Source organism: Psychrobacter sp. TB55-MNA-CIBAN-0194 (assembly GCF_040309505.1).
Classification (GTDB): domain Bacteria; phylum Pseudomonadota; class Gammaproteobacteria; order Pseudomonadales; family Moraxellaceae; genus Psychrobacter; species Psychrobacter fozii.
Genome location: NZ_JBEOOW010000001.1, coordinates 98429 through 121070, shown reverse-complemented (window position 1 = coordinate 121070; position 22642 = coordinate 98429). Strand labels below are relative to the sequence as shown.

The following is a 22642-nucleotide window of genomic DNA, read 5'->3' as shown; positions in this document are numbered from 1 at the left end:
GAATAAAATTCTATGAAAATCGTCATCAACCAGATTGATATCACCGATTATCAAGTGTCGGTAAATGCCGCCTTGATATTGAAATCCATCAATGAGCACAAAGACTGTCAAGGCTTTATGATTTTTCCAGAGCTCGCTTTTACAGGATTTCCGACAGCAGATAATATTGACTCTTTATGCAGCCAATCACAATCGCATTTTGAAGACTTACTAATAGCCAGCAAACATACGGATTCAACCATCATTGTTGGGCATATTGACAAACAGGATCAACTTTTCTATAACGCATGTTCTTTTATAAAAAACGGCAAAATCATTCATAAACACCGAAAGTCAAAGCTTTGGCTTGATGATGTTGGGGTATTTACCAGCGGAAAAGACTTGTCAGTGGTTAGCATTAATGATGTGGTTTGCGGTGCTCAGATTTGTTTTGAGTTAGAGTTTCCAGAAGGTTCGAGAGCACTGGCAAAAAAAGGCACACAGATCATATTTATGCCAAACGGCAATATGTCTCCCTATGCAAATACCCACTATGTATTGAATCAAGCTCATGCTATAGAGAACCAATGTTTTGTGATTACCTGTAACGGTGTGGGCGTCGGTCATGGCGGTGAGTTTGTAGGAGAGAGTCTAGTCGTCTCTCCTACAGGAAGCATTATAAAAAAACTTGGTTCGACGCAAGAAATAGCAGTAGTGGACATCGATTTAACAGACATAAAACAATCTGAGCAAAACTACCGTTATATAGACTTAGCTTGATTCAACCATAGAGTTTAACGATTAAATTGAGTGGCAAGGTGGTTTTCTGGAATAGGGAATACCTTGTCGTAACTTAAGTTATAGAAGAAGGCATAGATCACATAGAAAGTAGCCATCGTAATATCCATCATAAAGGCCTGCCATAGGCTGATGCCTAAGTACCATGCAATCATTGGTAAGAATAATAACAGTAGGCCCCCTTCAAATAAAAAGGCGTGTAGCAATCGTATTGGCACCGTCTTATGCACATTCCCACGCAGCTTCACCATAGAGTGATCAAACAGTAGGTTATAAAAATAGTTCCAACCTGTTGCAATGATGGATCCAGCCACCGCAATCAGACCTATCGCATGAATATCAAAGCCAAATAACCAGCTTGCTAGCGGTACAAATATGATTAAGCCAACTATCTCAAAACCTAGCGTATGGCGAATACGGTCTTTAGTAGTACGCATCGAACTTCCCGATTGAATTAGTGATTTATCGGGCTATTGTATCTGTTAAAATCGGATAACCAAGTTGGAACCTATAGGATATACAGATAGATGAGCTTTTCATTAGAGCAACTAAAAGCCTTTGTAGCGACCGTAGAAACAGGGTCTTTCTCAGCGGCAGCGCGGCAATTGGGTAAGGCGCAGTCAGTTATCAGCACGGCTGTCTCAAATTTAGAAGTCGACGTAGACAGTAGTTTGTTTGTACGCAGTGGCCGTTATCCAACGCTAACGCCCGTTGGAGAGCGGTTACTGGTCGAAGCTCGAGTGATACTTGAGCGTTGTGAGCATTTTCGCGGGGTTGCACAGAGTTTGGGTGAAGGGGTCGAGAGCAGGCTAGTATTAGCGGTTGATGAGCTGTATCCGGAATCGAAACTGGGTACGCTAATGGAAGAGTTCTCTCGTCGTTTCCCCAGTGTAGAGCTAGAGCTACTGTTTCCACTGATGGAGGATGTCAGTCGCTTGGTATTAGAAGATCGAGCGGATTTGGGCATTATGTGGCGTCAAGAAATCCTTCCTTCAGCCTTGAATTTTCATACGCTTGGCTGGGTATCATTGACATTGGTATGCTCGCCAGAACATGAGCTGGCACATCAGCCAGTCGCATGGGAAGAGCTAAAACGCTACAGACAGCTAATGGTAGCCACACGCAATCACAGCGATGAAAAAGCCCGGTTACGAGTCGCTTCTGATGTCTGGTGGGTGGAGAGTCAGTGGGTAATCGTTGAATTGGTACAGCGTAATCTAGGTTGGGCGTTTGTGCCTGAGCACGTGGTTGCTAGTGCCTTAGACAATGGCTATCTGGTCGCACCGAAATTGGATTTTGACGATCATGATTGGCCAGTCGCATTGGAGCTAATTTGGCACAAGCAGCGCTCTTTGGGTAAAGCGGCGACTTGGCTAAAGTCAGCAGCGATTGCTTTAAATAAGTAGCGTCAATAAATGCCAGTAAGTACCAATAAAAAACAGTTGTTGGTCAATGCCTACAATAAACACTGCACAAGTGCTCATAATTGTAATAAACCCTTCCTTGTCTACTCTCATTTATGTATCGCATGCGTTTATTTACAACGCTTACGTCTTGTCATTTTAAAAATGTTCTGCTAGGTTACATAACGATAATATAGTTATCTATATATAAAATACTGTTACAAAGCACCAACTTCATACAGTCTTTATTAGATGATTTTTTATCTGCCAGAAATGTCAAAACGTAAGAGGTTGTAATCATGTTAGATTTAGCAAATATGACGCCACAAGAGGTCAGAGCACTAATTGGTAAGAACGAAATCAACAAGCCGACTTCTGGCATGTGCAAAGGTCACATACAAGCAAACTTAGTCATAGTACCCAAGAAATTGGCCTATGATTTTTTATTGTTTGCACAAAGAAACCCCAAATCTTGTCCTATTTTAGACGTAACAGATGTTGGTAGTTCGGAACCACGGCTGATGGCGAAGGGCGCAGACTTAAAGTCTGATGTCCCAAAGTATCGAATATACGAGTTCGGCGAGCTAGTAGCTGAGGTGTCAGACTTAACAGACTATTGGAGAGAGGACTTGGTCTGCTTTCTTTTAGGATGTAGTTTTTCCTTTGAGTCTGCCATGCTCAATGCGTCTATTCCTGTCAGACACATCGAAGACAATCACAATGTGCCGATGTATATCACGAATATAGAAACTGAGCCTGCAGGACAGTTTTATGGAAAAATGGTGGTCAGCATGCGACCGATACCTTATCCATTAATCACCAGAGCCGTACAAGCCACCTCTCGGTTTCCGCAAGTACATGGCGCGCCTATCCATATCGGAGACCCTAGTGTCATCGGTATCACAGACATTCACTCTCCCGATTTTGGTGATGCATCACTCATAAAGGAAGGTGAAGTGCCTGTGTTTTGGGCTTGTGGTGTGACGCCTCAAAGCATCGCAATGACCAGCAAACCTGAACTGATGATAACGCACGCGCCGGGACATATGTTTATCTGCGACCCAAAAGATGAAGACTTGGCAGTTCTATAATGTTGGGTGACAACGCCATTTTAAAACGCCATTTTAAAATGTAATGGCATCCAATCTTGTTTGTCCACAAAGCTCTTAGTAAATAAAAGCGTATGGTTTAAAAGTAGGGCCCTATTTACATCAGTTACATCGCACAAATTTTTTATAAAAAACAATTATTCACTTCTACTCTAATGGAATAGCTAACAATATGAATATTAACTTTACAGATCTAGAAAAGCTGATCAAAATCGCCGAAAGCGCTGACATACAATCATTAGAAGTAACCGATGGTGATGCACGTATCTCTATCATTTGTCAGGCTAATGGCAATGAAAGCAGCAATCATATTGGTAATACTCACCACTCAAAAACTGCTCATTCAGAATCACGTACAGCAACCTCCCACAATAACACTTCTAATAATACCAGTGCAGACAACAGTTCTATGGATGAAACGGTGACTACTGAGGTCGCCAATTCACCTGCCTCTTCATCTCAAGTATTGGCACCTATGCTCGGCACTTTTTATCTTCGCTCTGAGCCGACCGCTGAGGCGTTCTTTGAAGTGGGCGATCAGGTAGTAGCAGGGCAGACCCTATGTATCATTGAAGCCATGAAAATGATGCATGAAGTAAAAGCAGAAGCTGACGGTACGATTCAAGAGATTCTGATCGATGAAGGTGATGTCGTAGAATATGCACAGCCTTTATTTATTATAGCGCCAGACAGTTAAAGCCACTCAATAGCCACTCAATATTGTATAGACGCTGCACAAACACTGTATTTGACACTATATTTTTAAGGGAATAAATATGTTCACAAAAATCTTAATTGCCAATCGTGGCGAGATTGCTCTACGTATTATCCGAGCTTGTAAGCAATTGGGTATTAAATCCGTCATTGCCCATTCTGAATCAGACAAAGACTCATTGCCTGTACGCCTAGCCGATGAAAAAATCTGTATCGGGCCTGCCAATGCCACACACAGCTACCTCAATCAAAGAGCGCTGGTTTCTGCTGCAAAAATCACCAACGCACAAGCCATCCATCCAGGCTATGGCTTTTTGTCTGAAAACGCAGACTTTGCGGCCTTGATTGAAGACTCGGGTCTCACGTTTATTGGCCCAACGGCTGACAATATCAGAAACATGGGCGACAAGGTTGAAGCCAAAAAACAAATGACAATGGCAGGCGTACCCTGTGTACCTGGTTCTGATGGCGCATTGCCTGCTGATTCAGAGCAAGTTATAAAAATTGCCAGTGACGTTGGTTATCCAGTCATCATCAAAGCAGCAAGCGGTGGCGGCGGTCGTGGTATGCGCGTGGTCGAAAAAGAAGCTGACTTACTCTCTGCGATTTCTATGACGCAAACAGAGGCCAAAGCCAATTTTGGTAGCGCTATTGTCTATCTTGAAAAATACTTACAAGCACCTCGTCATATTGAAGTACAAGTCATGTCCGATACCCACGGCAATGCTATTTATTTAGGCGAGCGTGATTGCTCTATGCAGCGCCGTCATCAAAAAGTCATTGAAGAAGCGCCGGCACCCGGCATTACCGAAGCGCAGCGTCAGAAAATAGGCCAAGCCTGTGTCACAGCTTGCGAGCAAATGCAGTATAGAGGCGCAGGCACGTTTGAGTTTTTATACGAAAATGGCGAGTTCTTCTTTATCGAGATGAATACTCGTGTACAAGTTGAGCACAGCATTACTGAGATGGTGACGGGTGTCGATATTGTGCAAGAACAGATCAGAGTGGCTGCAGGGCTCACGCTAGCATACAAACAGAATGATATCGCCATTACCGGACACGCTTTTGAGTGCCGTATCAATGCCGAAAACGCGCAGACATTTTTGCCAAATGCTGGACGCATAGACTACTGCCACATGCCAGCAGGGTTTGGTATCAGAGTGGATAGCCATGCTGAGTCGAACTACACCGTGCCGCCATCTTATGACAGTTTGATTGCCAAGATATGTGTACAAGATCGTTCAAGAGAAAAAGCGATAGAAAAAATGCGAGCGGCCTTATCGGAGGCGCAAATTACGGGCATTGATACCAATATTGGGCTGCATCAACGTCTGTTTGAAGATGAGATATTTTGTGAAGGTCAAATGAGTATTCATTATCTGGAACAGTGGATACAAGACAATATATAAATCATGTCTTGCCCGCAAAAGTGAAAACCAAATCTGGCATTAGCGTCAGAAGCGTCAGAATCAAGATATAGTCGGTTCAATATAATTTGGATACCAGGAAGGCGAGTGAAAGTACTACAAGTCGTAGACTAAGCGAGCCTGGCACCGTATCCAATTTATAGGGGATTTGACTATAGCAGATAAAAAATAATGGAGTACGTGCTAATGGAACTACAATGGCAACTATGCAGTGAAACCAATCTCGCGTTGTTTTTCCCTAAACCGATCACCTTAGAAAAACAACAAAAATGCTGGGCTTTATCAGACAGTATCCAGAAAATGCCAGAAGTCATCGAAGTGGTGATTGGTATGAATACGCTCAGTGTGTTCATCGTGCCATTGACATGGGCTGAGCTTACTACCTTTAAAGATAGGCTGTCAGATCTGCTCAATGATATCCCTTCAAAAACCATCCAAGGCAAGCATGTCGAGATACCAGTGCAGTACGGTGGTAAGTATGGCCCCGATCTAGCGGCCATGGCGAATGACCTAAATCTCTCGGTTGAAGCTGTTGTTGAGCTACATACCAAAGCCACTTATACCGTTTACTTTATCGGTTTTCAGCCAGGATTTCCTTATCTTGGCGGCTTGTCTGAGTCGCTGTATTTCCCAAGGCATGCCATCCCTAGAACTCAAGTCCCTGCAGGCTCAGTGGGTATCGGCGGCGAGCAGACAGGGGTGTACCCTTTTGAGTCTCCAGGCGGCTGGCAGTTACTCGGCCAGACGGATACTGCTTTATTTGATTTAACCAAGACCTCTCCGACGTTGCTTAACGCAGGCGATACTTTGACATTTAAAGCGATTGATATTCATCAATAAGCGATAAATAAAAGATGCATGAATCAAAAAGACAAATAAACAGGTGGTATCAATGAAAATTTTAACCGCAAGTGCCCTTGCCAGTATTCAAGATTCGGGACGACTGGGTTACCGCAGTATGGGCGTGGGTAGAAATGGCGTGATGGACAGCTGGGCGCTACAAGCTGGCAACGCTTTGATGAAAAACGAAGCCAACGAACCCGCTATTGAAATAGCGCTCGGTGAGCTAACCATACAGTTTGAAGAAAGCGTCAGCTTTTGCTTAACAGGCGCTTTATACGAGGCCTATCTAGACGACAAGCGTGTTCCTTGCTATTGGCGTATCAATGCAACAGCTGGGCAAACACTCAAACTTTTGCGCCCGCTACAAGGCATGTATACCTATTTATGTGTGCACGGTGGCTTTGATATCGAGCCAGTATTGCAGTCAGTTAGCACCAATCTCAAAGCAGGATTTGGCGGATTTGAAGGCAGATACCTAAAAGCCGATGACAGCTTAACGGTAAAAACCGAATCAAACCTGCCTGTGATTGGGGTGGCTCGACTTGCACCAACCGAGGTTATTCGAGTGATAAAAAGCAGTGAATACGACTGCTTCACTGAGTCGTCTCAACAAGCGTTTGAAAATCAGCCTTGGAAACTACAAAGCAGTAGCAATCGTATGGGTTACCGCTTAGAAGGATCTACAGCGCTTGAATTTAGCAAGCCAGTAGAAATGAGCTCACATGGCGTTGATATTGGCATGATTCAGGTGCCACCACAAGGACAACCGATTGTGTTAATGGCAGATGGGCAAACGACGGGTGGCTACCCTAAAATTGCCACCGTTATTAACGCAGACATAGGTCTGATGGCACAGATTAGATTTGGCAAAGCCTGTCAGTTCGTCGTTGTGTCGTTAGAGCAGGCGCTGCATGAACAACAGAAAAGACAACATTACATCGATCAAATAAAGGAGTATGCCAATGAAAATTGATTTAAATGCTGATGTGGCTGAAGGCTGCGGGCAAGATGATAAGTTAATGACGATAGTCAGCTCAGCCAATGTCTGCTGCGGTCTTCATGCTGGGTCTTATGGCGAGATGCTAGCAACGTTGCAATTGGCAAAAGCAAACAACGTGAGCGTAGGTGCGCACCCTGGTCTAAACGATAGAGAGAATTTTGGCCGTATTCATCAGCCGTTAAGTGAAGCCGATTACCGCGCTTTATTGGTATATCAATTGGGTGCAACCAAAGCGCTCTGTGACTTAGTTGGTGTGTCATTAGACTATGTAAAACCGCATGGCGCATTATACAACCAAGCCGCTATTGATGAAAATTTATCAGATATTTTAGTAAGCGAAATCAAACGATTTGATCCAAGCCTAAAGGTCATGGGTTTGTCTGGCGGCTATTTGGTCAAGTCAGCTAAGAAACATGGCTTAGAGGCAATATCAGAAGTGTTTGCCGATAGAAACTATGAAAAAGATGGCTCATTGGTCTCTCGTAGCAAAGATAATGCGCTAATAACCGATACGGATGATGCGGTTAAGCATGTATTGCAGATGATAACTGAAGGGACTGTCACCAGTGTCTGCGGTCAAACCGTACCCGTAGAGGCGCAAAGTATCTGCCTACATGGTGATGGTGAACACGCTATTTTATTTGCACAAGAAATAAAGAAACAACTAGAGCTCAAAGGTATCACTATATCTGCCCACTAAATATCCTCCCGCTAGGGCATGTCCTCAATTCAATCGATGGTCATCTAAATGGGTTAAAAATGGCTAAATCTTGCCAAACAGCGTCAAATAGCTGACTAATATCTCGATATTATCTGCGCTATTTTCCTTGTTTGACTGCAATTTATCTCATTTTTACCACCATTTTTAAAATGAGGACACGCCCTAATCATTTGATTAAATAATCCCATATAGCACAAGGATGTTTATGAGCACTATAAAAAAACACAATACCGCCATTTTAGGCGCGGCCTTCCTGATGGCTACATCAGCAGTAGGGCCAGGGTTTTTGACCCAAACGGCCACATTCACCGAAAGCCTAATGGCAAGTTTCGGCTTTGTTATCTTAATATCTATTGTTATGGACATCGGCGTCCAGCTTAACGTTTGGCGAGTAGTCGCTGTCTCCAAAAAACGTGCACAGGAAATCGCCAACTTGGTGTTTCCGGGTGTCGGTTACTTGCTCGCGTTCTTAATCATTGCGGGTGGTCTGGCTTTTAATATTGGGAATATTGGCGGTGCCGGACTTGGCATGCAGTCCATGTTCAATATGTCGCCCATTACAGGCGCCCTGATCAGTGGTGTGATTGCCGTAGCGATATTTTTAGGCCGAGAAACGGGTCCTATGATGGATAAGTTCGCTCAGTTAATGGGCTTTATCCTGATTGTATTGGTCATTTATGTGGTCTTTAAATCTGATCCGCCATTAGCAGAAGCCGTCAGCAAAACGATCATGCCTGACAAAATTGATGCAGTGGCTATCGTGACGCTAGTCGGCGGTACGGTTGGTGGTTATATTACTTTCTCAGGTGCGCATCGCTTATTAGAAGCAGGTGTCAGCGGAGAAGAGAATTTAAAATCAGTGACCAGAAGCTCGGTCTCTGGTATCTTAATTGCCTCTGTGATTCGCGTATTTTTATTCCTTGCAGTATTAGGCGTGGTATCTCAAGGCTTTGCATTGGATCCCGCCAACCCAGCCATGTCGCCGTTTCAGTACATTTTAGGAAATGCGGGTAAAGTTATTTTTGGTATGGTGATTTGGGCGGCTTCTGTGACCTCTGTGATTGGTGCTGCTTATACCTCTGTGTCTTTTATGACCAACTTCCATCCATTCATTGAAAAGCACAAACGCTACTTCATTATTGGTTTCATCGTGATCTCGACAATGGTGTTTGCCACTATCGGTAAACCGGCCCAAGTACTGGTATTGGTCGGTACGTTAAATGGTTTGGTATTGCCTATCGCCATGGTCATCATCTTGATTGCCGCCTACAGAAAAAATATCGTTGGCAATTATAAGCATCCTATTTGGATTGCGGTATTTGGTTGGTTAATCGCCATCGTGATGAGCATCCTAAGTGTCATGACCATTGCTAAATATCTGGGCATGAGTTAAAAAATTAAGATAAGGAATGTATTATGGATATAGAGCAAATAGAACGTGTGGTCAAACTGGTTGAAAGCAGTCAGCTGCACGAAGTCACGATTGCAGACAATGGGCAGTCTATTACGGTCGTTAATAATCTAGGTGTGCAGAATAATGTGAGCGCCAATCCTATAGAGGCCACGCCTACTCATGAGACCGAGCAGACTGGTAGTGATGTATTGCAAGTAGGTGCCACTTACGTAGGGCAGGTCTACTTAAGTGAAGACGATGCAACAGACAACTTGATCAAAGAAGGCGACCATATTCAAAAAGGTCAAACCGTTTGCTTCATTGATGAATTGACCCGTTTGCAGCCAGTGATTAGCAATAAAGAAGGTGTTGTCACGGCTGTCTTGGTTGAAAGTGGCCAGAACGTTGAATACGGACAGCCTATTTTTGAGTTAGCCCGTCGTTAAAGGCCGTTAACGTGGTTTTAGTTAAGAAAAAATCTAAACCCTTTAAGCATCATCTATCGCTTAAAGGGTTTTTTATGTGCTATAGCTCAGTTCTTCAATATAGACCACTTTATTAAATGCTTTATGTGTATCAAATCTGATAAAAAGTATATTATGTTAGCCTCTGCCATTTAGTTAATTGACAAACTAATTATAGCTCTGGCTTTGACCCAAACTAACCCACGAAAAGCGGAGGCCAGCACCGTGTGGGAGTTGTTATGTCTATAAATCATTAGGGAAGTTATGAGTAATTTCGATAAAAATTCTACATTTCATGGAACCACTGAAACTCACGTGGATAAGCTAATCGAAGGAAAAGTAGATGTCTCTTTAGGCGGAGGAGAATTGGGTCAAGGGTTCTATTTAGGTACAGCTTTGCATGTTGCTAAAGCTTGGGCTGTACAAATGCATAAAAGTGAATCAGTTGTTGAATTTCAGTTTGATGATAATGACTTCTGGAATTTTGATATTCAAGACCTAACTGAAATAGAGGCAATTAAATATCGTTCAAATATTAGAAAAAGCAGACAAACTCGAACTTATAAGTTTTCTAAAGACGTCGTTTGGGGGCCAATTGTTGGTGGTCCAAAAGTCTATTCAGATCAGCAGAAGTGGGAATCAAAAAACGGAGAACATTTCTTAAATAGTAGCAAGGTACTGAGGCTGAAAAGATGAACAATCGAGCATATTATCTAAGTTTTTTCAGCGAAGGTGGTGGGTTTTTATTCCCTGATGAACTTCCTAAAAACTACTACTCTCCTGGTTTGTTTCTCATTGAATCTGATCGAAGTGGCGAGTATTCATACTCATTCTCTTTTGATGCAATGGATAACGGTAGACGAGTGTCTTTAAAGTTGGAAAGAGCTAATGAAGGTGATCCTAGATCTACGCTATATGCTGTAAGAACCAAGCACTACGGGTCATTCTGGTTCAAGATCGAAGATATAAATCCGTCGTTAGGTTATTTAGGTTCAAAGCTTAAGTTAAAAGATAATCATAGTTTTAGTATCGCAATATCTAAAGATTCAGAAAAGCTGGAACGAGTATGTCGCAATTTCGATTTTTATTTCATCGGAAGCACATTATGTGAAGAAAATTTATAAAAAGACATTAAAACTGGATTCGTAACAATTGTCTCGGTTCCACTTTGCTTCACCATTATAACCAACAATTTTAATCCGCTCAACGCGGCGTTATATCTCTAGGAGTTTTCTTGCATGAATTTGCGACCTACATCACAAGAAGAAGTTTTTTTGAGTCTTGCTTATAACAGGTTCTATGATCTAGCTGATGAAATAATTGAAGACTCATTTTGGGAGAAAGATGATTGGTATCGTTTTAGCAAAGTGATTAACCTATTTTCAGTTTATGCAGAGTTACTAGCTTATGAGCCCTTTAAGTATGTTCTTGAGGCAATTAAGAAACAAAGACCTCCAATGGAATCTGAAATTGGTGGCCCATTGTTTAAATTTATTAGAAATACTTTTGCTCACTTTCCCTTGTTTGAGAGTTGGAATGAGGTTTGGTTAACAAAAGGCTTAGTAAATTGGCAAAAAGAAGGGTTAACCATTGATCGCTTTCTCCAAAAGTACGCTGGTCATACCGAAATAAAGTATAGATTCTGGGAAGCTGAGAAGAAAAAAATGACATATATAAGTATCAATTTTCCAGAACAATATGATGATAAAAAAATATATTTAAGCGAGATTCTTTCCGAAAAAGATGGCGTAAAGTTCTCGCTTATAATGATGCGAAATATATTAAACACACAAGTAGAGTCTATTAAAAACGGGATATAACAAGCATTTGAAGCGGAACTGCTAACAGTTTTCTCGGTTCTGCTTCACTACACATTTGAGCCAGATAATACTCACAACTTATGACTGCGTTACCACCAACCACTATTCTAGTTATGCAAAACAGCATAACGCCTTCTAAGTTGGGAAGTGCCCTATTTAGCTTGCCCAAGATCCTCTAAGATAGCGCACTCTGCATTATCATCGCCTGCGCAATGATCAAAAGAATTCTGTAGCGAATTGACCATCTCTTGCAATTGCGCGATTTTTTGGTTTAACGTTTCGATATGCTCTTGTGTCAATTGCTTAACATCTGCACTCTGACGATTGGCATTTTTGCGCAAATATAGTAACTCTTTCATTTGCTTGGATGAAAACCCCAAGTCACGAGAATGTCTTAAAAAGCATAAGTCGTCTATATCATCTTTAGAATACAAGCGATAACCTGAATTCGAGCGATTTACGGTTTCTAGCAAGCCAATCTGCTCATAGTAGCGAATCATTTTGGTAGAGATGCCTGATTGCTTTGATGCTTGACCAATATTCATATTTATCCTCCTAGGGCGTGTCCTCAATTCAATCGATAGTCATCTAACTGGGCTAAAAATGGCTATATTTTGCCAAATAGCGTCAAATAGCTGGTCAATATCTCGATATTATCTACGCTATTTTTCTCATTTGACTACAATTTATCTCATTTTAATCACCATTTTTTAAATGAGGACACACCCCAACTTAAAAAGGGGTTTAAATAACCTGTGTATTTAAACCCTATATGGATATCCTTTACGATTCTATATTTACTCTGTAATGACGGGTACTTTAAAGTACTTGAGGCGTAATGCATTGCCCAATACAAAAACAGAAGACAGGGCCATTGCGGCTGCCGCAAAAATAGGTGATAGTAAAATACCAAAGGCGGGATAAAAGACACCAGCGGCAATCGGAATCAAGGCGACATTATAGACAAACGCCCAAGCCAGATTTTGTCTGATATTACTGATGGTGGCTTTACTCAAGGCAATCGCAGTAGGCACACCTTGCAGACTACCTGACATTAGCACCACTTCAGCCGCCTCAATCGCCACGTCTGTGCCTGTACCAATGGCCAATCCAACATCGGATTGAGCCAATGCAGGGGCATCATTGATACCGTCACCAACAAATGCCACTCGACCATATTGTTCTTGCAACTGGCGTACTGCATCCACTTTTCCTTCGGGTAATACTTCTGCTACTACCTGATCAATACTTAATTTTGCGGCAATCGCTTGGGCGGTATGGCGATTATCGCCTGTAATCATGGCCACTTTTAAGCCCAACTGATGTAGTGCGGCGATGGCGGCATGAGTCGTCTCTTTAATAGGGTCGGCAACGGCAATGATAGCAGCCAACTGCTGGTCAATAGATACGTAAAGTGGGGTTTTACCTTCTTGCCCCAAACGTAGCGCATCTTGTTCAAAAAGCGCAACATCAAGCCCCAATTGCTGCATGTAACGATCCGCGCCAATATTAATCACTTGTCCTGCCACGTTTGCTTGAATACCCAAACCTGTCATCGCTTCAAAGTCAGTGATAGGTAGCAGTTGAATATTCTGTTGCTCTGCGGCTTGAACAATGGCTAAGGCAATTGGATGTTCAGATTTTGCTTCAACCGATGCCACCACACGTAGGACTTGTTCTTCCTCAAACCCTTGTTGGACTTGGAAATCTGTTAACGTAGGTTTGCCTTCAGTCAATGTGCCTGTTTTATCAACGGCAACCACGCTCACATCCTGAAGCATTTGTAGCGCTTCACCCTTACGAAATAGCACACCCAATTCTGCACCACGACCCGTACCGACCATAATAGAGGTGGGAGTGGCCAATCCCATTGCACAAGGGCAGGCCACAATGAGTACGGCAACCGCATTGATTAAGCCGAAGGTTAAGGCAGGGTCAGGGCCAAAAATCAACCAAACTATAAAGGTCAATGCTGATAAAAACATCACCGCTGGTACAAACCACATGGTAACTTTATCCACCAATGCTTGAATCGGTAATTTAGAGCCTTGGGCTTGTTCTACCATACGAATGATTTGCGCCAATACCGAATCTTCACCAATGGCTGTGGCTCGAATATTCACGGTGCCGTTTTGATTGATAGTACCTCCAACCACTTGATCGCCGGCTTGTTTTTTCACAGGGACAGGTTCACCCGTAATCATAGATTCATCAATATAACTGTGACCGTCAACGACTTCGCCATCGATAGGCACACGCTCGCCTGGACGAATCTCAACTATCATTTGTGCAGTGACGTCCTCTACAGGGACTTCAATGACTTTACTATCTTGGTGTACACGGGCGGTCTTTGCCTGCATGCCTACTAAATGCTGAATGGCCCCAGAAGTACGACCTTTGGCTTTTGCTTCAAAATAACGACCTAATAATATCAAGCTCACAATCATAGCAGCGGCTTCGTAATAGACGTGCACCGTGCCTTCAGGTAACGCTTGCGGGATAAAGGTCGCTATTAGAGAAAAGCCATACGCTGCGATGGTACCAATAGCTACCAGCGAATTCATATCTGGCGCAAAACGCAATAAGGCTGGCACGCCTTTTTGATAAAAGCGTCGGCCTGGAAAGAGTAGTACCAATGTGGTCAAAACAAACTGTATCAGCCAACTTTGCTGAGTGCCGAGGTTATTCACCACCCACATATGAAAGGCGGGAATCATATGCGAGCCCATTGCTAAAATGAATACAGGCAGTGACAACAGCGCAGAAAGTCCCAAATCTCGTTTAAGCTGATTTTGCTCTGAGGCTTTTTTATCTTGTCGATCACTTTGATCTTGTTCTACCAGTTTGGCCTCGTAGCCCGCTTTTTTAACGGCCTCAATTAAGTCGCTCATTTGTATTTGAGCACCACCTTTAATCCAAGCACGTTCAGTCGCAAGGTTTACCGTGGCTTGTTGCACGCCAGCGACTTTTGCCAAGGATTTTTCTACTCGTCCAACGCAAGAAGCACAGCTCATGCCTTCTATGGATAGCTCGATAGGCTTGGTTTCAGTCACTTTATAGCCTGCACGCTCTACCGCTTTGTTTAACTGGATAACATCTACAGGCTGAGAGGAGTAAACAGTCGCCTGTTCAGTGGCAAGGTTTACCTCGGCGTTTTCAACATGCTCAATGTTTTTTAATTGTTTTTCGATACGCCCGACACACGAGGCGCAACTCATGCCTTCAATGCTAAGTATTTCTTGATAAATAGGTGCTTTAGTATTTTTTGTTTTCATAACAACCTCTGTCGTTTTTATTTCTATTTTTAATCTATAGTGACAGCATATAGGTTGACATCATGGTAAGGTCAAGCGTATTTCTATAATACTTTCAAAACATTACTCTTGAACCGTGGTGTGATGATGAAGTAAGGGTGAGGAAGGTTAAAATGAGAGGAGTGGTAGATAACAAAGGAGGGTATTGCCGATAACTTATCTCATGGAAACAAGGTCGGTACCCTAGTGAGGATTTGAATACTTGGCTGTGTACTTCGTTGTGTACATGTAGTGAGCTTTTCGATGTTGAATCGCATTACTGCTACTTGTATTAAATAATTTAGCAGGTAGCCTGATAGGTACTACACTAGTAGTCACCGTAATTCATTTTCAAGAGCAATAAAAATGAGTAGCTTAGTCAATTATGATAAAAACATATCCATTCAGCTTGCACCAGTTTCTTATAATGAGTTTGGCATAATGTGCAGCTTGGAAGTAAAAACAGAGCTGATATGCTTGGATTTTAAAAATGCTAATGAAGTAAATAGATATATGTCATATGAGAATATAACTTATCTGAAAAAACAACTTACAAAGCTGGATAATTTAGATCAGTTTGAAGATGAGGATGAACTAGTCTTTTCTATCTATCCTATTGATATGTTCTTCACTATGGATATCTTTAAATCAAATGACTACTTGTTGTTTATCAAGCTAAGAGTGCCTGTTGGAGTTTATACAAACGGTAAAATTACAGGATATGACTTTGGTTTGGATTTTTCCGTTAGGGCAAGTGCTTTTAAATTATTTTTAGAGGATTTTCTCAATGATTGCCAAGAAATTTCGATTTCTTAATAATCTATCTGTAAGTGAGGTGTATTTATGGCGAACCAATCATGTGCTTTCACTGGTTCGGTGCGCTATACAGGAGTTAAACTATATGATGAAAATTTTCCAAGTTACTTCCTACGAGATTAACGGTAGGGTCAGATGTAAGGATAGTTATAATGAAATATATCAAACACTTTGTAAATTCTTATGGAGAGCATACTTGGGATTTTACGTACTACTATCATGAAGTAGTTCCTAAGATCCTTAAACGTAGGGAGGATTTGAGCCCAATTTTATCAAGTGATTTAAACGGAATGGATAATAGAGAGAAGACGCTTAATAAGGGCATAATCAAGACGATTTATTATGATTTAGACAATGATAGAATTTCGTTGAAGATCGAGCAAAGACAAGGCAAAGATTTAATAGAAATCATCTATTCCGATATTGTGAATGTTAATATCAATTGTTGTATATTACCAATCACCATAATGGTACATGAAGTAGACGTAACGCCTGATAGTAATATCATACATTCACTATTTTTATTAGGTGATACAGAAATAGTTTTTGAATGCAAAAAAATAGAATTAAAGACTATACGTCTTGAAAAACTCACAAGTTAAGCTCAAAATTAACCGCACTGTCTAATTGATTATGTCAAAATCAAAGCATATATTTTGGGTTCAACTCATCAAAATATATAGCAAGAAACTTTGACTATACCCCAAGGGAACCAGCTATTTCACCCTTCAAACCTATTAACAGACTACTTAAAGCAGACTGTTAACATGGAATCACTTAAAAAATCCTAATAACCATGGGGGTTTTCTCTATGCAAAACATTAAGAAGCAGACCACAATATCGAGCCTAGACTTTAATAATCTACGCAAACTCATGGATGCCTTAATTAATCTAAAAAAAATTGATGATCTAGATTCTCTTGATGCAGATTACAGTTTTGAATGGCAAGAAGATGCCAACGAGATGATTGATGGTATCAATAAGTATGTAGAGCAAACGTTAGCTAGCCTAGAGGCGGAGAGCTACCAAAATGCCCACTGTAGTCTGACTTCTTTGAAAATACGCCTACAGGATTTAAATGGCACAATAAATGGAATCACTAACGATACTATCTTACTGCACTGTGATGATAAAGAATTCACTTGGCCACCATTGAATGAAGATTGTCGCCTTCTTGAGTGATGGCGCGAGCACTAATACTCTAAACAATCCTTAATTGGACGTTTCTCAAATTGTGAAGCGTCCTTAGAAAATTGTTTATTAATATTCTGAATTTACAACATAACTTCATAACTCGTACTACGTCCTGAGGCATCAGATTTTTTTAACATGCCTTTTTCTACCAAATCATTAATGTCTCTTAATGCAGTATCAGCCGAACACTTGGTTATCGTTGCCCATTTTTTGGTGGTCAGCTTGCCATAAAAACTCGTTAGTAAGGTATTGAGCATAGTTACCTGTCTTGTGTTTAGGGCTTGTTGACGGTGCGTCTGCCAAAATTTTGCTTTGCTGATAATCTTATTGGTTGTTGTCTGGGCAGATAGCAGTGCTTGCTCTAGCGTCTGTAGAAACCAAGTTAGCCACTCAGTCACATCCGAGTCGCCTTTTTGCGTGCGCTCTAGTATTTTATAGTAGTCATTACGCTGTTGGAGTATTTGAGCCGACATACTATAGAAGCGCTGCTGACTATTATCACTTTGCGCCAGCACCCGCTCAGTGATGGCACGAGTTAAGCGGCCATTGCCATCATCAAACGGGTGCAAGGTGACAAACCATAAATGAGCGATACCGGCTTTAATAACCAGATCTAAGTCGTCTTGCGCATCTGCTGCTGTATTGAACCATAACAAGAAACGTTCTAACTCTATAGGCAGCCTCTCAGCACTTGGCGCTACAAAGTGAACCTGTTCGCGCCCATAGCCGCCAGATACCACTTGCATAGGGCCTTTACTGTCATCACGGATTTCTCCTGTGTTAATACGGTACAGACCGCTATACCCTGTTGGAAACAAAGCGTGATGCCATCCCAACAGGTCAGTCAGGGTCAGCGGTGATTGATAGCCATAGGTAGCGGCAAGCATCATCTCAACGATAGCATCAATCTTACGCGTCGCCGCTGGCATGTCACTAGTATCTATACCCAAGTGACGCGCAACAGAGGAGCGTACCTGCTCATTATTCAGCGTCTCACCTTCAATCTCAGACGTTTTAACCACTTCAAGCGTCACCGCATCCAACTGTGCTTCAACGTTTAACTCAAACCCTAGTGTTGATAGCTGCCCGAGTAGATGGCCTTGTAATATACGCACACGGCTCACCAATGGCAGCAACTGTTTATCTGACCAGTGCCACTGTGTCCAATCTGATCGCTCATGGTTGTATGTCACATATTTCATAACTTTCTCATAGATGCGGTGATTAATAATGCTATTCAATGCATATTATGCGGAGATTATCGCCGTTATTCAATGCATTTAGGATAAAGTAAGACGAATATAGGTCAAATACACTGCTTATGTTTACACCATGCAAAGCATTGATGCAAAAAACTCAGTAAGGTTATCAATAACCTTGAAATAGGGTAGGATAAATGACTAAGAATAAGATAAACTGCCTCCGCGAGCGTTGACTCGGTTCATCGCATTTCAGATTGAGCAGCGATATTTTATTACTAGAAAGCAAAACCCCAATAATAAAGAACGTTGATAGCAGTGACAGAGTCAGCTGTCATAAGCATTTTTGCTAGACTAATTATGAAAGCACACTTTATACAAGACCATTGATATTAAGGCACATCACTATGGAAGACGCACCAAATACGATAGAACAAAGACCCGTATTCATGCCCAAAGTCAACAGTGACAATTTGGTAAAAACGGATATGGTTATGTTTGAGCGGCATGTGGGATTTGCGAGCAGACAAAAGAAAAAGTCCATCAATGACCTACAACAAGTCATTCGCAAAAAGTATGGATTTAAGCAAGTGTTAGAGCTGTCTAGTAAATCGGGCAACAAGCTAAGTTTTCCGCTAAGCCCCTTCAGCTTACAGATTACGGATGAGCATGATGGCAATCCATATAGTGTCGAAAATGCCTTTCAAGCCAGCATGATCTTTGAAGATGGTGGTCCTTATCTTGATCTGCTAACAGTAGCGCCAAGACAAGCCCGCAAAGATGAGCGACTCACCACCTCAGGCGAACTCATTGGCTATAATTACTTTGGTATGGAGTGGGGCGTAGAGCCGTTAACGACGTTTTATGACTGGCTGTACGTGAATGCTCTAAAGCAAAACCCTCAGCTACATGAGGAAGTGATTCAATATCAAGGGTTCACTGATATCACTTTTAATCCTAAAAAGTCCATCCATAGTGCGGCGTATGCGTTAGCGTTATTTGTGGCGCTGCATAAAAGAGAATTGCTCGATAATGTTGAAGATCCGATGACGTTTTATGACTTATGCAACGGTTTTAAAACCAGTAATACTGAGCATCTGTTGGAAGAAGGTTGGGTCTAATAGTTAGACTACTGCATCCGTTAGTAGTTAGTAGCCATTAGATAGCAGGCAGGTATAACAAAAGAGCACAGAATATCTTCTGTGCTCTTTTTTCGTTTATCAATTCAATATTCGCACTAATTTTTTCTCGTTTGACGGCCATCTATCTTATTTTTATCTCTATTTTTGAAATGAAGATAAACCCTAGCATATCGAAAAAACCAATAAGTAGGGGTTGACAGAAAATAATCAGAGGTAGATACTACGCCTCATTAATAATAATGATTATCATTTACATTTTTATTCAATAAAAATAAGCAGTATTTTAAGAAGTAAGCGTCAACACTTACTTTTGAATGTTTATCCAAGACGACTGACAATAACAAGGCTAAAGCTATGGACACGATCCTTTTAGACAAACCACTTGATAACGAATGCTACTTACACCGTCAAGAAAAATTTGAATCAAAGGTTCGTAGTTATCCACGTAAGCTACCCTTTGCGATTCAATCAGCCAAAGGCGCATGGATTACCGATGTGGAAGGTAATGAGTATATCGACTGCCTATCAGGCGCTGGCACGCTGGCACTTGGACACAATCATCCCGTAGTCATAGAAAGCATCAAAGCGCTATTGGATAGCAATTTACCGATGCATACATTGGATATCACCACACCGTTAAAAGATAAATTTAGCGAGTTCATGTACAAGTTACTTGCGACCAATAGCGATGAGTATTGCTTGCAGTTTTGTGGCCCGACGGGTGCTGATGCGGTAGAAGCGGCTATTAAACTGGCAAAGCAAGTCACAGGTCGTTCAGGTGTGGTTAGTTTTAGCGGTGGCTATCATGGCATGACACATGGTGCTCTGGCTGTGACAGGGAACTTGGCACCTAAACAAGGTATCGAAGGTCTGATGAGCTCGGTACAGTTCTTGCCTTATCCCAATATGTATCGCTGCGCATTTGGCTTACCTTTTGAGCAAAGCATCCACGCCCATATGCGCTACTTTGAAAATTTCTTAAAAGATGTAGAGAGCGGTGTGGTGAAACCAGCCGCAGTCATTTTAGAAGTTATACAAGGGGAAGGCGGCGTCAACCCTGCACCAATAGAGTGGCTGAAGCATGTGCGCCGAGTGACAAAAGAGCTAGGAATCATGCTGATTATCGATGAAGTACAAACGGGGTTTTGCCGTACAGGACGTTGGTTCGCTTATCAATATGCCGATATTGACCCTGATATGATTGTGATGTCAAAAGCAATCGGTGGTGGTCTGCCACTTGCAGTATTGGGTATCAAAAAACAATACGATGTATGGCAGGCAGGCAATCATTCTGGCACGTTTAGAGGCAATCAATTGGCCATGGCGACTGGCCTTGCCACTCTCAATTACTTAAAAGACAACAACGTTGCTGACTATGTTTTAGAAATAGGCGCATGGTTCATGTCGCAGCTAAAAATACGCCAACAGCGCTATCCAAAAATGGGCCAAGTCAGAGGACGAGGTCTCATGATTGGCATAGAGATTATCAATCCCAGCCTACCTAAGAAAAATGACGGTAGCTATCCAGCAGACAGCGATGTGGCTGCCAAAATCCAGCAATCGTGTTTTAAGCATGGATTGGTAATTGAAAAGGGTGGGCGCGGTGGCACAGTACTGCGATTATTGCCGCCCCTTAATATAACCAAAGATGAGTTGCAGCAAGTCTTGCAGAAGCTTGATATGGCGCTAGAAGACAATCAATAGTCTTGCCAGCGATTTAGCATGATTCACACATTTATAAAAAACTCTGATAACGACTCTAATAATAAGTCACTTATTTGCGATTTATACAATCGTGGAATAAACAAGTGAGGACATCTTGCATTTATTAAATCAGCAAACCAGTGAGCAATATGTCACGCATATGCAAAAAACCAGCGCTGTCATCAAACAGTGGCTAGACGACAATAACGTGTATTTGGGCGGCACACCGCAACAAGTGCAAGCGACCAATACCTTTAGCATTCGTGAACAAGGGCGAGACATCGACACGATACTCACTGATATTCAAAGTAAATTTTTACCCAGTTGTGTGTCGACGGCCAATGCGAATTGCTTAGCGCACTTGCATCCACCCACACTGGTTATTGGTCAGATTGCTGAGATGATTATCGCGGCCACGAACCAAAGTATGGACTCGTGGAACCAAAGCCCAGCAGCGACCTATATCGAAAAAGACTTAATCCATTGGCTGTGTCAACGTTGTCAGTTTGGTGACATCTCTGATGCCCTCTTTGATGAACAGACAGGTCATAACGCTGGTGGCGTCTTTACCAGTGGCGGTACGCAAAGTAATTTGATGGGTTTACTGCTGGCACGCAATCAATTCTATAAGGCTAAGGGTGTTGATGTGCAAAAGGACGGCCTGATGGGTCAGCCTGTTGGCAACATCCTGTGCTCAGACCAAGCGCACTTTTCTATTGAAAAAAACGCGGCGCTATTGGGTTTGGGTCAAAAATCTGTCCTTAAAGTAGCGACCGATGCATCAGGTGCCATGCTGATGTCTGACTTACAACGTCAGATAGATCAGCTGGGTGCTGACAATGTGATGGCTATCATCGCAACTGCTGGCACAACGGATTTGGGTGCTATTGATCCTCTAATGTCTATCGGCAAAATTTGCCGTGATGCACAGATATGGCTACATGTCGATGCAGCATGGGGCGGGGCATTGCTACTATCACAGCGCTATCGACACTTAATTGAGGGTCTGAATCAAGCTGACTCTATCACCTTAGATTTTCACAAACATTTCTTCTTGCCGATTAGCTGTGGTGCTTTTCTCTTACGAGACAATCAAAATTTCGAGAGTATTCGCCATCATAGTGAGTATTTAAACTCTGCTGATGACGAACAGGAAAACATTCCAAACTTGGTCACGTACTCTTTACAGACCACACGCCGTTTCGATGCCTTAAAGCTGTGGATGGCGCTGGACTTACTGGGAACGGATGGCTATGCAGCCTTGATTGATAGCTGTCTGGATACTGCTAAGCAGGCGGCACAGCTGATTGATGCAAATGAAAGTTTTGTACTCGTACATGAGCCCATTATCAGCAGTGTTTTGTTTTACTTTACACCCAAAGATACCGCGCTATCTGATGAGCAACTCGCACAGCTCAATCGCCACATTGCACAAGCGTTATTGATCAATAATATTGCCAATGTGGCCACCACCCAGTTTGAGCAGCGCCTTTGCCTTAAATTCACCATTCTAAATCCCAATACCCAAATCAATGATATTGCAGACATCATTGAGCAGATGGCTATTGCTGGTTTTAACCGACTCAATTCTGACAACCTGAACGTTGATGGGAAGAAATAAC

General features: G+C 42.2%; 23 protein-coding genes. 19 read left to right on the top strand and 4 right to left on the bottom strand.

Going from position 1 to position 22642, the window contains the following annotated elements:
• Nucleotides 1–12 precede the first annotated feature (12 nt).
• Entirely contained in the window at nucleotides 13–759 is a 747-nt protein-coding gene (locus tag AAEY75_RS00435; RefSeq protein WP_197217218.1) for a carbon-nitrogen hydrolase family protein, read from the top strand.
• A gap of 14 nt (nucleotides 760–773) precedes the next feature.
• Here AAEY75_RS00435 and AAEY75_RS00430 read toward each other — a convergent pair whose 3' ends face one another.
• Nucleotides 774–1214: a PACE efflux transporter gene (locus AAEY75_RS00430; RefSeq protein ID WP_352257682.1), complete on the bottom strand. Its 441-nt coding sequence runs from the start codon at nucleotides 1212–1214 to the stop codon at nucleotides 774–776.
• A 90-nt stretch (nucleotides 1215–1304) separates the two neighbouring features.
• On the opposite strand from AAEY75_RS00430, the gene AAEY75_RS00425 reads away from it, so the two are divergent.
• The 12 genes from AAEY75_RS00425 to AAEY75_RS00370 all read left to right on the top strand — a co-directional run bounded on the left by AAEY75_RS00425 (nucleotide 1305) and on the right by AAEY75_RS00370 (nucleotide 11671).
• Complete coding sequence (locus tag AAEY75_RS00425) at nucleotides 1305–2183, top strand: LysR family transcriptional regulator (protein ID WP_197217222.1); 879 nt, start codon at nucleotides 1305–1307, stop codon at nucleotides 2181–2183.
• 296 nt (nucleotides 2184–2479) lie between these two features.
• Nucleotides 2480–3271 carry a putative hydro-lyase gene (locus AAEY75_RS00420; protein ID WP_194365333.1) on the top strand — a complete coding sequence of 264 codons (792 nt, stop codon included), beginning with the start codon at nucleotides 2480–2482 and terminating at the stop codon, nucleotides 3269–3271.
• A gap of 190 nt (nucleotides 3272–3461) precedes the next feature.
• Nucleotides 3462–3986 carry an acetyl-CoA carboxylase biotin carboxyl carrier protein gene (gene accB, locus AAEY75_RS00415; RefSeq protein ID WP_352257679.1) on the top strand — a complete coding sequence of 175 codons (525 nt, stop codon included), beginning with the start codon at nucleotides 3462–3464 and terminating at the stop codon, nucleotides 3984–3986.
• Between the two features lie 79 nt (nucleotides 3987–4065).
• Nucleotides 4066–5412 (top strand): acetyl-CoA carboxylase biotin carboxylase subunit, encoded by a 1347-nt coding sequence (gene accC, locus AAEY75_RS00410; protein ID WP_352257677.1) that lies wholly within the window; start codon nucleotides 4066–4068, stop codon nucleotides 5410–5412.
• Between the two features lie 204 nt (nucleotides 5413–5616).
• The gene (pxpB, locus tag AAEY75_RS00405; RefSeq protein ID WP_352257675.1) at nucleotides 5617–6270 is read left to right on the top strand and encodes a 5-oxoprolinase subunit PxpB; all 654 of its coding nucleotides are present in this window, start codon (nucleotides 5617–5619) and stop codon (nucleotides 6268–6270) included.
• A gap of 52 nt (nucleotides 6271–6322) precedes the next feature.
• A complete protein-coding gene (locus AAEY75_RS00400; protein ID WP_352257673.1) occupies nucleotides 6323–7246 on the top strand; it encodes a 5-oxoprolinase subunit C family protein in 924 nt (307 codons plus the stop codon).
• The gene (gene pxpA / locus AAEY75_RS00395) at nucleotides 7236–7973 is read left to right on the top strand and encodes a 5-oxoprolinase subunit PxpA (RefSeq protein ID WP_352257671.1); all 738 of its coding nucleotides are present in this window, start codon (nucleotides 7236–7238) and stop codon (nucleotides 7971–7973) included. The genes AAEY75_RS00400 and pxpA overlap by 11 nt, the downstream gene beginning before the upstream one ends.
• 226 nt (nucleotides 7974–8199) lie before the next feature.
• Entirely contained in the window at nucleotides 8200–9387 is a 1188-nt protein-coding gene (locus AAEY75_RS00390) for an NRAMP family divalent metal transporter (protein WP_110923445.1), read from the top strand.
• A 23-nt stretch (nucleotides 9388–9410) separates the two neighbouring features.
• The gene (locus AAEY75_RS00385; protein ID WP_352257669.1) at nucleotides 9411–9833 is read left to right on the top strand and encodes an acetyl-CoA carboxylase biotin carboxyl carrier protein; all 423 of its coding nucleotides are present in this window, start codon (nucleotides 9411–9413) and stop codon (nucleotides 9831–9833) included.
• A gap of 282 nt (nucleotides 9834–10115) precedes the next feature.
• Nucleotides 10116–10547 carry a hypothetical protein gene (locus tag AAEY75_RS00380; protein WP_352257667.1) on the top strand — a complete coding sequence of 144 codons (432 nt, stop codon included), beginning with the start codon at nucleotides 10116–10118 and terminating at the stop codon, nucleotides 10545–10547.
• Nucleotides 10544–10975: a hypothetical protein gene (locus AAEY75_RS00375; protein ID WP_352257665.1), complete on the top strand. Its 432-nt coding sequence runs from the start codon at nucleotides 10544–10546 to the stop codon at nucleotides 10973–10975. The genes AAEY75_RS00380 and AAEY75_RS00375 overlap by 4 nt, the downstream gene beginning before the upstream one ends.
• 114 nt (nucleotides 10976–11089) lie before the next feature.
• Entirely contained in the window at nucleotides 11090–11671 is a 582-nt protein-coding gene (locus AAEY75_RS00370) for a hypothetical protein (RefSeq protein ID WP_352257663.1), read from the top strand.
• A gap of 152 nt (nucleotides 11672–11823) precedes the next feature.
• Here AAEY75_RS00370 and cueR read toward each other — a convergent pair whose 3' ends face one another.
• Nucleotides 11824–12216 (bottom strand): Cu(I)-responsive transcriptional regulator, encoded by a 393-nt coding sequence (gene cueR / locus AAEY75_RS00365; RefSeq protein WP_191115276.1) that lies wholly within the window; start codon nucleotides 12214–12216, stop codon nucleotides 11824–11826.
• Nucleotides 12217–12468: 252 nt separating this feature from the next.
• A complete protein-coding gene (locus AAEY75_RS00360; protein WP_352257661.1) occupies nucleotides 12469–14946 on the bottom strand; it encodes a heavy metal translocating P-type ATPase in 2478 nt (825 codons plus the stop codon).
• 384 nt (nucleotides 14947–15330) lie between these two features.
• Here AAEY75_RS00360 and AAEY75_RS00355 point away from each other — a divergent pair, with 384 nt between their 5' ends.
• From AAEY75_RS00355 to AAEY75_RS00345, 3 genes are all read left to right on the top strand, one after another.
• The gene (locus AAEY75_RS00355) at nucleotides 15331–15780 is read left to right on the top strand and encodes a hypothetical protein (RefSeq protein ID WP_352257659.1); all 450 of its coding nucleotides are present in this window, start codon (nucleotides 15331–15333) and stop codon (nucleotides 15778–15780) included.
• Between the two features lie 152 nt (nucleotides 15781–15932).
• Nucleotides 15933–16382 carry a hypothetical protein gene (locus AAEY75_RS00350; protein WP_352257657.1) on the top strand — a complete coding sequence of 150 codons (450 nt, stop codon included), beginning with the start codon at nucleotides 15933–15935 and terminating at the stop codon, nucleotides 16380–16382.
• A gap of 209 nt (nucleotides 16383–16591) precedes the next feature.
• Nucleotides 16592–16963 (top strand): hypothetical protein, encoded by a 372-nt coding sequence (locus tag AAEY75_RS00345; protein WP_352257655.1) that lies wholly within the window; start codon nucleotides 16592–16594, stop codon nucleotides 16961–16963.
• 92 nt (nucleotides 16964–17055) lie between these two features.
• Here AAEY75_RS00345 and AAEY75_RS00340 read toward each other — a convergent pair whose 3' ends face one another.
• Entirely contained in the window at nucleotides 17056–18177 is a 1122-nt protein-coding gene (locus AAEY75_RS00340) for a Fic family protein (RefSeq protein ID WP_352257653.1), read from the bottom strand.
• Nucleotides 18178–18581: 404 nt separating this feature from the next.
• On the opposite strand from AAEY75_RS00340, the gene AAEY75_RS00335 reads away from it, so the two are divergent.
• The 3 genes from AAEY75_RS00335 to AAEY75_RS00325 all read left to right on the top strand — a co-directional run bounded on the left by AAEY75_RS00335 (nucleotide 18582) and on the right by AAEY75_RS00325 (nucleotide 22641).
• Nucleotides 18582–19295 (top strand): DarT1-associated NADAR antitoxin family protein, encoded by a 714-nt coding sequence (locus AAEY75_RS00335; protein WP_352257651.1) that lies wholly within the window; start codon nucleotides 18582–18584, stop codon nucleotides 19293–19295.
• A gap of 375 nt (nucleotides 19296–19670) precedes the next feature.
• Nucleotides 19671–21020, top strand: coding sequence for a diaminobutyrate--2-oxoglutarate transaminase family protein (locus AAEY75_RS00330; RefSeq protein ID WP_352257649.1), 1350 nt, complete (start codon nucleotides 19671–19673; stop codon nucleotides 21018–21020).
• Nucleotides 21021–21135: 115 nt separating this feature from the next.
• Nucleotides 21136–22641 (top strand): pyridoxal phosphate-dependent decarboxylase family protein, encoded by a 1506-nt coding sequence (locus tag AAEY75_RS00325; protein ID WP_352257647.1) that lies wholly within the window; start codon nucleotides 21136–21138, stop codon nucleotides 22639–22641.
• Nucleotide 22642: the final 1 nt, after the last annotated feature.